The organism is Enterococcus sp. DIV0546, from assembly GCF_051712785.1.
GTDB classification, from domain to species: domain Bacteria; phylum Bacillota; class Bacilli; order Lactobacillales; family Enterococcaceae; genus Enterococcus; species Enterococcus faecalis.
The window spans coordinates 465,745-478,558 of record NZ_JBIOPO010000001.1 but is presented as its reverse complement, the minus strand read 5'-3'; the positions used below and the strand labels follow the sequence as shown (position 1 = coordinate 478,558).

At 37.8% G+C, this 12,814-nt stretch carries 12 protein-coding genes; 5 read left to right on the top strand and 7 right to left on the bottom strand.

The annotated features are described in order from the left end of the window. Window positions 1-12: 12 nt before the first annotated feature. From IGJ24_RS02365 to IGJ24_RS02355, 3 genes are read left to right on the top strand one after another with little or no spacing between them, the layout of a single operon-like run. Window positions 13-2,388 (top strand): hypothetical protein, encoded by a 2,376-nt coding sequence (locus tag IGJ24_RS02365; protein WP_438775349.1) that lies wholly within the window; start codon window positions 13-15, stop codon window positions 2,386-2,388. Between the two features lie 54 nt (window positions 2,389-2,442). Next, entirely contained in the window at window positions 2,443-3,180 is a 738-nt protein-coding gene (locus tag IGJ24_RS02360; RefSeq protein ID WP_289865522.1) for a WxL domain-containing protein, read from the top strand. 35 nt (window positions 3,181-3,215) lie between these two features. Then, entirely contained in the window at window positions 3,216-4,295 is a 1,080-nt protein-coding gene (locus IGJ24_RS02355) for a DUF916 and DUF3324 domain-containing protein (RefSeq protein WP_025190676.1), read from the top strand. Window positions 4,296-4,339: 44 nt separating this feature from the next. Here IGJ24_RS02355 and ptsP read toward each other — a convergent pair whose 3' ends face one another. The 3 genes from ptsP to IGJ24_RS02340 all read right to left on the bottom strand — a co-directional run bounded on the left by ptsP (window position 4,340) and on the right by IGJ24_RS02340 (window position 6,695). Next, complete coding sequence (gene ptsP / locus IGJ24_RS02350) at window positions 4,340-6,067, bottom strand: phosphoenolpyruvate--protein phosphotransferase (RefSeq protein WP_289865521.1); 1,728 nt, start codon at window positions 6,065-6,067, stop codon at window positions 4,340-4,342. Next, window positions 6,067-6,333 carry a phosphocarrier protein HPr gene (locus tag IGJ24_RS02345; RefSeq protein ID WP_002355551.1) on the bottom strand — a complete coding sequence of 89 codons (267 nt, stop codon included), beginning with the start codon at window positions 6,331-6,333 and terminating at the stop codon, window positions 6,067-6,069. The genes ptsP and IGJ24_RS02345 overlap by 1 nt, the downstream gene beginning before the upstream one ends. Window positions 6,334-6,503: 170 nt before the next feature. Continuing rightward, complete coding sequence (locus tag IGJ24_RS02340) at window positions 6,504-6,695, bottom strand: hypothetical protein (protein ID WP_002366170.1); 192 nt, start codon at window positions 6,693-6,695, stop codon at window positions 6,504-6,506. 301 nt (window positions 6,696-6,996) lie between these two features. Between IGJ24_RS02340 and IGJ24_RS02335 the strand changes: the two genes are divergently transcribed. Further along, window positions 6,997-9,237, top strand: coding sequence for an ATP-dependent Clp protease ATP-binding subunit (locus IGJ24_RS02335; RefSeq protein WP_002386935.1), 2,241 nt, complete (start codon window positions 6,997-6,999; stop codon window positions 9,235-9,237). A gap of 194 nt (window positions 9,238-9,431) precedes the next feature. Continuing rightward, entirely contained in the window at window positions 9,432-9,746 is a 315-nt protein-coding gene (locus IGJ24_RS02330; RefSeq protein ID WP_002355547.1) for a DUF1827 family protein, read from the top strand. 42 nt (window positions 9,747-9,788) lie between these two features. Here the strand turns inward: IGJ24_RS02330 and IGJ24_RS02325 are convergent, their stop codons facing one another. The 4 genes from IGJ24_RS02325 to IGJ24_RS02310 all read right to left on the bottom strand — a co-directional run bounded on the left by IGJ24_RS02325 (window position 9,789) and on the right by IGJ24_RS02310 (window position 12,803). After that, window positions 9,789-10,859, bottom strand: coding sequence for a lipoprotein (locus IGJ24_RS02325; protein ID WP_002371485.1), 1,071 nt, complete (start codon window positions 10,857-10,859; stop codon window positions 9,789-9,791). Between the two features lie 66 nt (window positions 10,860-10,925). Beyond that, the gene (locus IGJ24_RS02320) at window positions 10,926-11,573 is read right to left on the bottom strand and encodes a DUF421 domain-containing protein (RefSeq protein WP_002368017.1); all 648 of its coding nucleotides are present in this window, start codon (window positions 11,571-11,573) and stop codon (window positions 10,926-10,928) included. Between the two features lie 15 nt (window positions 11,574-11,588). Then, window positions 11,589-12,032: a DUF3290 domain-containing protein gene (locus tag IGJ24_RS02315; protein WP_002355544.1), complete on the bottom strand. Its 444-nt coding sequence runs from the start codon at window positions 12,030-12,032 to the stop codon at window positions 11,589-11,591. A gap of 486 nt (window positions 12,033-12,518) precedes the next feature. Next, complete coding sequence (locus IGJ24_RS02310) at window positions 12,519-12,803, bottom strand: hypothetical protein (RefSeq protein ID WP_048969062.1); 285 nt, start codon at window positions 12,801-12,803, stop codon at window positions 12,519-12,521. Between the last annotated feature and the right edge of the window lie 11 nt (window positions 12,804-12,814).

The following is a 12,814-nucleotide window of genomic DNA, read 5'->3' as shown; positions in this document are numbered from 1 at the left end:
TTTACTTTATGAATGGTCCATTATAGAATGTATGTACTCAATATTTACGCATTATATATTTTCGTCATTATACATATAATATCAAAAAAGGAGAGGATGGTTTTGAATAAGTTCGTCTGGGGAATCTTTTCTTGCATCATATCATGGCTTTTTTTATCGCTGACTCAACCTTTGATAGCTCATTCTGAAACACTGAACCCTACAACTCACGCCTCTACTTTTAGTGAAACATTTACCTCAGTTTCAACAGAACAACAAACAACTCAAGCAACCGATATCGTGGAACAAGAAACCGAGCAAACCCATGCTTCCTCTGAAAACGATGAACCTATGGCACCTACGCCAGCTAGTGTTTCTGTTGGTAATAGCACCTTAAAAAGTACCTTAAGCACGGGAACGTATAACCAAGATATTATCACACTTTCGTATGAATACAGTGTGACACTTATCGGCTTAGCAATTAATGATCGACCGATTATTGCTATTCAACTTCCTACAGAAATTTCAAGCCAGTTAGATAACGACACTCTAAAGCAACAAGATTTTCTGACTCTTTTAACAGGGACTGTCAGTTATCCAGGAACAACCACTCAAGATATTCACAGTTCAACTAACGGCGTCAGCCTCTCTTATAGTAGCACTTATCATTCTGTATATCTGACTTTTCCAAGTAGCACCTTGGTGTTACTTCCCGGAACCAAATGGTCTGCCGCCATTTCGTTTGATGTGGGCGCACTTTATAAACGAGGAATTTCAATCCCTCCTGCTCTTAACGGCAAAGACTATCCGATTCGAGGAACCTTTACAGATGTTGGCACTGGATTAGGTGCAATTAATATTATTATTGGGAATAATACAAAAACAGGCGTAATTAGCAAAGCTCAACTTAGTTTAGGGAATTATCCCGTTCCTCAAGTCACACCAGCCAAACTAACTCAATCAAATCATCTGGACACTACTGTAACAGGGACCATTCAACAAGTACAAGACCCAAACTATAACTACTCTGTTCAATTAACCTTGAACCGCCATGATGGCACCACTACCCCCATTGTGGTGAAAGGGATTTCTGTCGATGCAGCCGGAAATTTCTCGACATCGTTAGCTTCACCATTAGAATATGGCGACACGCTCTCTACAATTGTCTTTGCTCGTTCCAAAACGTCAACCGACTATATTCAAAGCAGCCCCTCAGCTGACCAAAGTGTCAATTGGTCAATCCAACCAGTCACAAACGTAGTCGCCAATGCCGGCTCAACTCAACTTTCAGGTAAAGCTTCTCAAGTATCTAACGGAACCTATCAAGTTAAAGTACAAATAAATGGTGGTTCTATTTACACAACGTCCTTAGATTCCAATAGCCATTTTCAATTTGCTAATTTACCCACTTTCCAAGGAGGAGAAACGGTCAGCTTGTGGGCCCAAGGGCTCAGCAATCGCACTGGCCTGCCTTTGCTAACCAGTTCTACTGTTTCTCAAACAGTTGCTTATCCTGTGCCTCAACTAACGGTCACGCAAATCATTGAGCGGAAAAATGCACAAGGGCTCTGGGAAGCTGCAAACTCTGTCGTAAGTGGTCAAATCATTCGTTTTACGTTAACCACACGTTTAACCAATCAACCAGCAACGTGGATGAATCAGCAATTACGAGCAACGGTGCCTAAAGGACTGTCCCAACTTTCAGCTGCTACATTAACAAAACAATCAGCAGCAGGTTTAAGTACGCCAATAGCTGGGCTTCAACTTTTAACTGATAGTTCCACTGGTTTGCCGTATTGGAGTTATCACAATTCGCTGCCAGCAGATAATTTTACGGAAGCCAATACACAATTCACCTTACAATATACAGCAACGGTTACAGAAGAATGGATAAACCAATTTCTTTTATTTTCTAGCACGGTTACTGGCAATGATGGTGGCGGAACGCCAATTACGCCAATCACTAAGGAACAGTCTTTACCTATCAAAAACGGTACCCTCCGTTTTGTGCAGATGCCAACTACAGTTTCCTTTAAAAATTTACCTTTTCCCAGCAAACGAACCCTCTACTCACCATCGACCATTAGCGCTCCTTTCCTCATTGCCGATGGTCGTGTTGCAAAAACACCATGGCATTTGTTGGTAAGAGAGAGTCAGCCCATGCATTCAACTTCTACAAATAAAACGATCCAGCAAGCTTTCATTTATCGAAAAAACGGCAGTGATTTTCCTCTCTCCTCTTTAGCAACCGAAGTTTATCAATACACCGCAACGGACGATAACAATGTAGAAATTCCTTGGAACCAACAAAATGGACTTTTTTTAAGCGTTGCTCCTGACCTTAATTTAACGGTCAAAGAATCTTACACTGCCGAATTACAATGGATTCTTTCTGATACACCTCTCTAATTAGGATTTAGCTTTTTTAAAAGTTAAAAATAAACAAGAAAGAAGGAATAAAAAATGAAAAAGATCGTGCGCATTTCAAGCATTTTGTTCGTTGCTACGCCTCTTATGCTTTTAAATAGTCCAAAAGTTGAAGCAGCTCAAGTCGCTTCTATTCAATCCAACGCTGATATTACGTTTGCTCTTGATAATACTGTCACGCCACCTGTCAACCCGACGAACCCTTCTCAGCCTGTGACACCTAATCCTGCTGATCCTCATCAACCTGGTACAGCCGGACCCCTTAGTATTGACTATGTTTCAAATATCCATTTTGGATCAAAACAAATTCAAGCCGGAACAGCGATCTATTCGGCACAACTGGATCAAGTGCAAAATAGTACTGGCGATTTAATTAGCGTGCCAAACTATGTTCAAGTAACTGACAAACGTGGTCTAAATCTTGGCTGGAAATTATCAGTTAAACAGAGTGCGCAATTTGCTACAAGTGATTCAACACCCGCTGTTTTGGATAATGCATCCTTGACCTTTTTAGCAGCAACACCCAATTCAACACAGTTACTTTCTTTGGCGCCATTAACGGTCCCAGTAACCTTGGATCCAACTGGTGCCGCCACTTCTCCTGTGGCGACTGCCGCTCTTTCAACAGGAATGGGCACTTGGACATCAGCTTTTGGTAGCGGAGCGACCGCTGCTCAAGGCATTCAATTAACTGTTCCTGCGACAACGAAAAAAGTTGCAGCTAAACAATATAAAACAACGCTTACTTGGATTTTGGATGATACACCACTTTAAAAGAAAACAAACAAGGTATTGCATGAAACAACTTCATGCAATACCTTGTTATAAAAAATTGTCAAAAAGGAGTGCACACTATGAATCAGCAGCTTTTTAAATGGCTCCATGCTATTAGCGTCATCATTTTTTTATTTTTTATTGGCTCTTATTCTGTAGAAGCAAGCGAAATGACTTTTTCTGTAAAAGCCATTTTACCCGACAATCAACGAACCAAAGAGACAAGTTATTTTGATTTACGTGTCGCTCCAAACCAAACACAAAAGCTACAAATCGAACTAACGAATCAAACAGCCAACGACATTACCGTGCTAGCTTCAGCCAATGCAGCGATTACTAATGATAATGGCTTGGCAGATTATTCTCATGCTGAAACAAAAAAAGATCCGTCTGCACCTTTTACTTTTAATGAGATTGCGCAATTACCAAAAGAAATCCACCTACCTAAACACTCAACCAAGACTGTTGAATGTCAGCTTACTTTACCGGAAAAACCATTTAATGGGTATGTTTTAGGAGGACTCTACTTTGAACAAAAGTCAGATGAACAACCTGCTCACTCAGAAAACGGCGTGGCCATCAATAATCGTTTTTCTTATGTAGTCGGTGTCTTACTTAGTGAAACAGATGAACCTGTTCAGCCAGAATTATCTTTAAATGAAGTAAAAACCGATCAAGCTAACGGTCGTAACCGCGTATTAATGAATCTCCAAAACAAACAAGCGGCTATGATTAAAAAATTACAAGTCGATGCCTCTTTATATTATGAAAAAGAAGCTAAACCTCGCTACGAAAATCACCAAGAGTCGTTAACAATGGCCCCTAATACAAATTTTAATTATCGGATTGACTTAAAGGAACAACCTTTTGTTCCTGGAAATTATACTGTAAAAATCAAAGCAAACGATGGCTATCAAGACTATTCGTGGGAAAAACACTTAGTTATCCAAGAAAAAGAAGCTAAAAAATACAATGCTACCGCCGTCAACCTCCCACCTGAAAAACACACCAATTTCCCTTGGAAACTGGTGAGTAGCATCACGCTAGTTTTTCTATTCATTTTGGGAAGCACGATTTATTATTTCAAGAAAAAAATACGTGAATCGCAACAATAAAAAAGCACATCGACAATTGTCGATGTGCTTTCATAATCACTTAATTATTTTGTATATTCTTCAACTAATGCAACGACTTCTTCCATCGTGTCGCATTCTTTTAATGCGCGGTCAGCAAGTTCAGCCATTTTAGTTGTGTCTAGACGTTTCATCAAGCTACGTGTTTTAAGGATAGATGTAGCACTCATTGAGAACTCATCTAAGCCCATACCCAATAGTAATGGAACAGCTGTTTGATCGCCCGCCATTTCACCACACATACCAGCCCATTTACCTTCAGAGTGTGCTGCATCAATTACATTTTTAATTAAACGTAAGATTGATGGGTTGTATGGTTGGTATAAGTAAGAAACGCGTTCGTTCATACGGTCTGCCGCCATTGTGTATTGGATTAAGTCGTTGGTTCCAACACTAAAGAAGTCTACTTCTTTGGCAAATTTATCAGCTAATACGGCAGCTGCTGGAATTTCAATCATAATACCTACTTGGATATCGTTTGAAACTTCAACACCTTCGTTGACTAATTTTTGTTTTTCGTCTTCAAAGATTGCTTTCGCTGCTCTAAATTCTTTCAAAGTAGCAACCATTGGGAACATGATACGTAAGTTACCATGAACAGACGCACGTAATAATGCACGCATTTGTGTACGGAACATGCCGTCACCTAGTTCTGATAAGCTAATACGTAATGCACGGTAACCTAAGAATGGGTTCATTTCGTGTGGTAATGTTAGGTAAGGAAGCTCTTTGTCCCCACCAATATCCATTGTACGAACCACAACTGGTTTTCCTTCCATTCCTTCAAGAACTGCTTTATACGCTTGGTATTGGTCCTCTTCAGTTGGAAAGTCAGATGAATCCATGTATAAGAATTCTGTACGATATAAACCAACAGCTTCGCCGCCGTTTTTGTGTACGCCTTCTAAATCTTTTGGTGTACCAATGTTTGCAGCTAACTCAACATGTTTGCCGTCAGCTGTCACTGTTTCTGCATTTTTTAGTTTATCCCATTCTGCTTTTTGATCTGCATAAGCTTTTGCTTCTGCTTCAAATTCAGATTTTTCAGCATCTGTTGGGTCAATAATAACATCCCCAATGATTCCGTTCACTGCTAAAATATCGCCTGCTTTTACTTTGTCAGTAATTTCTTTTGTACCAACGATTGCAGGGATTTCTAACGAACGAGCCATGATTGCTGAGTGAGAAGTACGTCCGCCGATGTCTGTAACAAAGGCTTTAACATACGTACGGTCTAATTGTGCAGTATCACTAGGTGTTAAGTCATGGGCAACCACGATTACTTCTTCGTTAATCATTGAAGGATTTGGAAGAGTCACACCTAATAAATGTGCTAAGATACGTTTGGCAACGTCACGAATATCTGCTGCACGCTCTTGCATGTAAGCATTATCGTCCATTGCTTCAAACATACCAATATACATATCCGTAACTTCTTTCAAGGCAGCTTCTGCATTGACTTTGTTGTCTTGGATATTTTGTTTGATTTGACCAACCATTTCTGGGTCAGATAAAACCATTAAATGAGCATCGAAAACTTGCGCTTCTGCTTCACCAAGGCTTTGAGCTGCTTTGTCGCGAATTGCTTGCAACTCTTCAGTAGATTTTGCTAAAGCATCGTCTAAGCGAGTTGCTTCTGCATCAGTATCTTCTACGGAAGTTTTGTTGAAAGACAAGTCAGGTTGAACTAGCAGGTAAGCTTTAGCAACAGCAACGCCATCACTTGCGGCAATCCCTTTTAGCATCTCAGACATTATTCAGCCAATCCTTCTTTTTGTAATGTTTCAACGATTGCTGCCATTCCTTCAGCTTCGTCAGCACCATCAACAGTGATTGTTACGTCAGAACCTTGACCAACGCCTAAAGACATAACGCCCATGATTGATTTTAAGTTAACAGATTTACCTTTGTATTCTAAGTTAATATCTGAGTTAAATTTGCTTGCAGTTTGTACTAATAAAGTAGCTGGACGTGCGTGAATTCCTGTTTCTGCTACAATGTGAAATTCTTTCTTTTCCATATAAATCGGTCTCCTTCGTAAATAAAAAATTTTTATGTTAGGGTTTTCCTTTCTTGATACGCTAAAATCAAACGTCTACTCGAAAAAAGACCCTTTCAGTTTCTAAGATTACCATTTTTTTCTATCTTACACAACACTTTTTGCTTAAATTTCGTGATGTTTTGCACTGACTATTCTTCCTCTTTTTGGTAACGATAAATGATTCGTCCATTTAACCCCGCTTCTCCAACAATTTCCGCGCGGTCAGGTAAAGAAATCCAAGCATCACGGAATTGGAAAAATTCATTTTGCTCCACGATTAATTCAGAGATTTCTCCAGCTTTTAATGAAGCAATTTTTTCTACAAAAGGATTTTCAGCCATTGATTTCACCACTCTTTCTCTTAAATATCAACTCTTATAGTTTACTTGAAAATGGCGCAATTGTCTGTAAAAAAATCGAATCTTTGCCTTTTTTTAAACAAGGTCTTTTACTTGATTCTCTTACAAAAAATGCTATAATAACTTCAAAGGTCAAAAATGGTCAAGTGGTTTTATAGACAGAATTTATTCTTGCTATCTAGTACTTGGCTGGTTTGAGGAAAAATGGTCTGTTTACTAGAAATAATAGAGCAAACAACTATTTTTCTGGCCTCAGTTATTTTGAAAGGATGTGTTTCATTCAATGATTTGTCAAAATTGTCAACAAAATGAAGCAACAATTCATTTATATGCAAATGTGAATGGTCAAAGAAAACAACTGGACTATTGCCAAAGCTGCTATCAAAAATTAAAAAATCAAGCAAATAATTCCCCTCAAAATATGGGACAAGACCCTTTTGGCTTTGGGAGTTTAGACGATTTATATCGTTCTCTTTCTCGCCAAATGCAACAAGGTAATCCTTATGAACAACAAACACCACCCACTCAATTTGGTGATGGTGGTAATGGAGGTCAACCCCCTCGCGGAGGCGCTGGCGCTGGTCAAGGTTTACTAGGCGAGTATGGGATTAACATCACCGAAGCGGCACGCCAAGGAGATATCGATCCTGTGGTAGGACGTGACCAAGAAATTAAGCGTGTCATTGAAATCTTAAATCGCCGTACAAAAAACAACCCCGTTTTAATCGGTGAACCAGGTGTTGGTAAAACAGCCGTTGTCGAAGGTTTAGCCCAAAAAATTGTCGATGGCGATGTGCCCCAAAAATTATTGGACAAAGAAGTCATTCGTTTAGATGTGGTTTCACTTGTTCAAGGAACTGGTATTCGCGGACAATTTGAAGAACGGATGCAAAAATTGATTGAAGAAATCACTGAAGCTGAAAATGTCATTTTATTTATTGATGAAGTCCATGAAATTGTGGGTGCTGGTGCTGCTGGTGATGGCAATATGGATGCTGGCAATATTTTAAAACCAGCCTTAGCACGTGGTGAATTACAATTAGTCGGTGCCACAACTTTAAATGAGTACCGTATTATTGAAAAAGACGCTGCCTTAGAACGTCGGATGCAACCAGTCCAAGTAGATGAGCCAACCGTTGCCGAAACCATAACGATTTTACATGGTTTGCAAAAACGTTATGAAGATTATCATCATGTTAAATATACAGATGAAGCGATTAACGCAGCAGCAAACTTATCCAACCGTTACATTCAAGATCGCTTTTTACCAGATAAAGCGATTGACTTGTTAGATGAATCTGGTTCAAAAATGAATCTAACTATTCAACTCGTCGATCCAAAAACAATTGATAAAAAATTAGCAGAAGCGGAACAACAAAAACAACAAGCTTCCGCAGAAGAAGATTTTGAAAAAGCGGCTTATTATCGTGATCAAATCAATAAATTACAAGCAATGAAAGAAAAACAAATCAGCGATGAAGAAACACCCGTCATCACTGAAAAAGATATTGAAGCCATTGTGGAACAAAAAACTGGCATTCCTGTCGGTGACTTAAAAGAAAAAGAACAAACCCAATTGAAAAATTTAGCTGTTGACTTAAAAGCTCATGTTGTCGGACAAGATGATGCCGTCGATAAAGTAGCTAAAGCGATTCGTCGCAATCGTGTAGGCCTAGGCAAACAAAACCGCCCAATTGGTTCCTTCTTATTTGTTGGGCCAACAGGCGTTGGTAAAACAGAATTAGCAAAACAATTAGCTTTTGAGCTATTCGGTTCAGAAGATTCGATGGTTCGTTTTGATATGAGTGAGTATATGGAAAAACACAGTGTTTCTAAACTGATTGGTTCTCCTCCAGGCTATGTTGGTTATGACGAAGCTGGACAACTCACAGAAAAAGTCCGTCGTAATCCTTATAGTTTAATTTTATTGGATGAAATTGAAAAAGCGCATCCTGATGTTTTACACATGTTTTTACAAATTCTCGACGATGGTCGTTTAACAGATGCACAAGGTCGTACAGTCAGCTTTAAAGACACCATCATTATCATGACAAGTAATGCTGGAACAGGAGCTGTGGAAGCCAACGTTGGCTTCGGTGCTGCCCGTGAAGGTGTGACTAAATCTGTTTTAGGTCAATTGAACAACTTCTTCACCCCCGAATTCCTTAACCGTTTCGATGGTATTATCGAATTCAAAGCATTAAGCAAAGAAAACCTGATGAACATTGTCAGCTTGATGTTAGAAGAAGTAAATGGCTTATTAGCTAAACAAAAATTACACATTGAGGTTCCAACAGAAGTCAAAGAGAAACTCGTTGATTTAGGTTATGATCCTGCAATGGGCGCTCGTCCTTTACGTCGAACAATTCAAGAACAAATTGAAGACGGCATTGCTGAATACTATCTAGATCATCCTGAAAATCATCAATTAGTCGCAGCGTTAGATAACGAAGGTAAAATTATCGTAACTGGCGCACAAGAAGTGACTAAAACAGAAACTTCAACATCTGACCAAGCAGAATAATCAAAAATCCACACGCATTAATAACAATGCGTGCGGATTTTTTTATGCTTTTCACTTTTTATTTTCATCAAAAAAAACTATAATAGAAGAAAGATATTCGTATACTTGTTCCTCATAGAAAAAATTCAATCTGGAACTCCTGTACATAATTGGAAACGCTCTTTTGCAGCACACAACTATAATGAGGTGATAAAATGAAATTAGTGAATGTGACCAATAGCTACAAACAATTAGTAAATAAACAATTGGAAAACACGGATGCTTACTTTGTAAAAGTCTACTCAGCAGGAAATACGACCGCTGTCTATTCAGAAGCAGCTCACCATGTGGAAGTTCTGATTATGAATAAAAATCGTCGCATTCGTCCGACAGAAGTAAAAGAAATTTTAGCAAAACTGTTAAAACGATTACCTAAAGAGGCTTATGACCCAGATGAAATTTCTATCATTGAGTTAAACCATGTGACCGAAGTGTCTGTTCCATTAAAAGTTTCCCTCATGGAAAACTAAAAAAAACTGCCGAAGTTTCCCCACTTCGGCAGTTTTTTTAATTTATTGTGACGTTATTTTTTTTACAAGACTTTGATAATTTTCCGACCAGGCTTCCTCATTTGTCGGACTGACTAATTTATTTTCCTCGATTGCTTTTTTTCTTAAGTCATCCACTTCTTTTTTGAAATTTTCCCCCGATTTTTGAGCATAATCTTTAGAAAAATATTTTGATTGGCGAGAATAAGCCTTCAGTTTCGCATCTTTAATCTCTTCTTCTGTATCTGCAAAATATTCATCATAACGAAGATCGGTTATTTTCCCTGAATCTTTTAACGTAATAACAGTTAAACGTCCAGAAAGCCCCTCCTCAAAATCTTCTGTTAGACTTGTATAATGTTCTTTTGAAGGTTCTTTGATTTCCTTGGCTAAAGCCCTAGCAGCAGGAAGATAGCCATTATTAGCGCTATTGGATTGACCTTTGGCTGTCTGGAAGGCGCCATCTAGGCGATTTTCAGCAACCATTTGATTTTCTAGAAAAGTCATCGTATTAACAACGGTCACTAACGATTGATCAGTTCGGGCGTTGTTCGCTTGAAAATTTGCATAGCCGGATAAACGTTTTGTCACTCCTGCCCATTCTTCAGAATAATAGTTTTTAGGTCCACGTTCATCAAATTCCACTAACTGAATTTGTTGATCCTTAACAACGACATCAATTAAAGCCGTATAGCCGCCATCAAACACGACTTCATGATGATAATAATCCCCTTGAACTTCCCCGATTTCTGGACGACCTGACCAATACATCTTTTGAGCTTTTTCTTCTGGACTAATTCCTGATTGTCCATTATTAGCTTCTACTGTAGCGCCAGAAACAGCATCAACTTCAAAGGTATGTCCATTACGCTCATAACTCACTTTGGCAGCACTCTCCTTCGGTTGATCATTCGTGTTTGTCTGCTCCTCCCGCTTTACAGAAGTGGCATTAGTGGCTGCCGAGGCACCACTCGTTACTTGGACTGCTTCTGCTTCAGTACTTTCTTTCATTTTTTCAGTTCGTTGATCTGGTTGGCACCCCATTAAAACAATCATTGAACAAAATAACCCGACAACTATCTTTTTAGTTTTCATTTTTCCTCCTTTTAAAACTCATTGAATTACCATTTAATTTTAATATAAGTAGAATGAAAAGTATAGCTAAGCAATCGTTTTTTCTTCATACGGCGATAAACTTAACTGTCCAGATAAATACTCACCTAAATAGATTTCCTGTAATCTTTGAAATCCTTGTTCTTGGATTTGCGTTAATAGCCAGTGCTCATCTTTTTTGATTAACTCTAGGACATCCATGTTGGCTTGACCGTCCACAATAATCGGATAACGAATACTTTCATCGCCATATTCGACGATTGTTAATTGACCATTTTGTTCTAAAACCGCCCGTTTAACAAGCTGGACTTCATAAATACCATTTGCTCGTAATTTAAACATTAGATCATTTGCAGAAATACCATTTTTCAAACATTCCTTCACCACAACCTGTCCATCCTTGATTAAAGTAATGGGTTTACCATCCACAATTTGCTTCACATAGCGATTGTGTTCTTTTGCAAATTTTAAAATTAAGACTAATAATGTCCACAAAATTAACACTAATACAAATTGGAGCACCGTAATTGAATCATTATAAATAACACCACCAATAATGCCCCCCAATACATAGTTTTGCACTTGGTCCATAGCCGATGTGGGCGCCAAATTCCCTTTTCCCATCAAATTAATTTGGACAATTAAACAAATAATACCTAAAGCAAATTTAATAATAATTGGACTATAAAACTGCATTAATTTTCCCTCACTTTACTTTATGATTTCAATCGTTGGTGTTAATAAATACGTTTCTTGTAACGTATAAGACTGCTGATCCGTACTTAAACTCATTTTGTAAAACACTTCGTCAATTTTAACTATGGTTCCGTCAGCCAATTGTGTACCATTGACATAAACTTTTTCTGGAGAAACTTTTTTTTCCTGTGCCACTTGTTCGACAAAATGTACCATTTGTGAAGATTGTGAATGCTGATTTTGGTTCAGTTGATAATTGGAATATTGAACCCCTAAAACAAATAATAATGATAAAAAAATAATAATACTTAATTCACGATATTTCGTTTGAATTTGATGTCGCACATAAAAACTAAACACAATGACTAGCCCGATTAACAAAGCAAAAATAAAAAAATACTTTAAGTAATCATTTAAATTAGATTGGCTTTTTAAATACTCGATGCCATAAAAATTCATGTTCTTGTCCACTCCTTGATAGGTTCGTTATAGTAAGTATTCTATCTCAAAAAAAACAATCACGCCTACTTTAATACCTTATAACAAGAAAAAGCTCAGCGCAATCATCTTGAGAATGACTGCGCCGAGCTTCAATCTTCTAAAGATTCAGCTACTGATTGATTACAAATTAATTTTACATCAAACTTTTCAGTTCAACATCTGGATATTTATCCGCAAACCAGCGTTCCGCAAATTGGTTTTCAAATTGTTAAAGTCCCTTTTTATCAGGCTTCATCATACAATAAATAATCTTAGAAAGCAATCTATTTCTGCTACAAACCAACGCAATGTTCAACCTTTGTTTTTCTCAATACACCTATTACTTCTTAATCAATAATTTTAGTAGGAAAATTGATTAGACAAGTATCACAAAACAAAAGTTGAAAATTATATGTTATTTAATGTGACTTTTCTATTCTATCAATTGTGCCTAATCCAAACTATTTAATGGATAAATCTGCGTTTTTCTTGAGGGAGTAGATTCATGAACAACATTGCTGAAGGATAGTGTTTCTGTATATATTCCAAAACACCTAAGCTTCCCTTATCTTCGGAATTTCGGAGTTCTTCTTTTATTTGAGCCATATCTACATGAATACTTCTACTTAAAAAATCCACTGCATCTGTAAATTCTTTATCTTCATGATAAGTATCATAAAAATCAGAAAGCTGTTTACATGTAACTACTTTGTCTATTGTAAGTTCTATTAAAACTTTCTTTATATTCATCTAATTTTCCT

Bases quoted from the DNA above. Each gene is read 5' to 3' on its own strand.
- ptsP (WP_289865521.1), bottom strand. From the start codon at position 6,067: ATGTCTGAGATGCTAAAAGGGATTGCCGCAAGTGATGGCGTTGCTGTT.
- IGJ24_RS02315 (WP_002355544.1), bottom strand. From the start codon at position 12,032: ATGAATTTTTATGGCATCGAGTATTTAAAAAGCCAATCTAATTTAAAT.
- IGJ24_RS02325 (WP_002371485.1), bottom strand. From the start codon at position 10,859: ATGAAAACTAAAAAGATAGTTGTCGGGTTATTTTGTTCAATGATTGTT.
- IGJ24_RS02330 (WP_002355547.1), top strand. From the start codon at position 9,432: ATGAAATTAGTGAATGTGACCAATAGCTACAAACAATTAGTAAATAAA.
- IGJ24_RS02345 (WP_002355551.1), bottom strand. From the start codon at position 6,333: ATGGAAAAGAAAGAATTTCACATTGTAGCAGAAACAGGAATTCACGCA.
- IGJ24_RS02320 (WP_002368017.1), bottom strand. From the start codon at position 11,573: ATGCAGTTTTATAGTCCAATTATTATTAAATTTGCTTTAGGTATTATT.
- IGJ24_RS02365 (WP_438775349.1), top strand. From the start codon at position 13: ATGGTCCATTATAGAATGTATGTACTCAATATTTACGCATTATATATT.
- IGJ24_RS02340 (WP_002366170.1), bottom strand. From the start codon at position 6,695: ATGGCTGAAAATCCTTTTGTAGAAAAAATTGCTTCATTAAAAGCTGGA.
- IGJ24_RS02335 (WP_002386935.1), top strand. From the start codon at position 6,997: ATGATTTGTCAAAATTGTCAACAAAATGAAGCAACAATTCATTTATAT.
- IGJ24_RS02310 (WP_048969062.1), bottom strand. From the start codon at position 12,803: ATGAATATAAAGAAAGTTTTAATAGAACTTACAATAGACAAAGTAGTT.
- IGJ24_RS02355 (WP_025190676.1), top strand. From the start codon at position 3,216: ATGCAATACCTTGTTATAAAAAATTGTCAAAAAGGAGTGCACACTATG.
- IGJ24_RS02360 (WP_289865522.1), top strand. From the start codon at position 2,443: ATGAAAAAGATCGTGCGCATTTCAAGCATTTTGTTCGTTGCTACGCCT.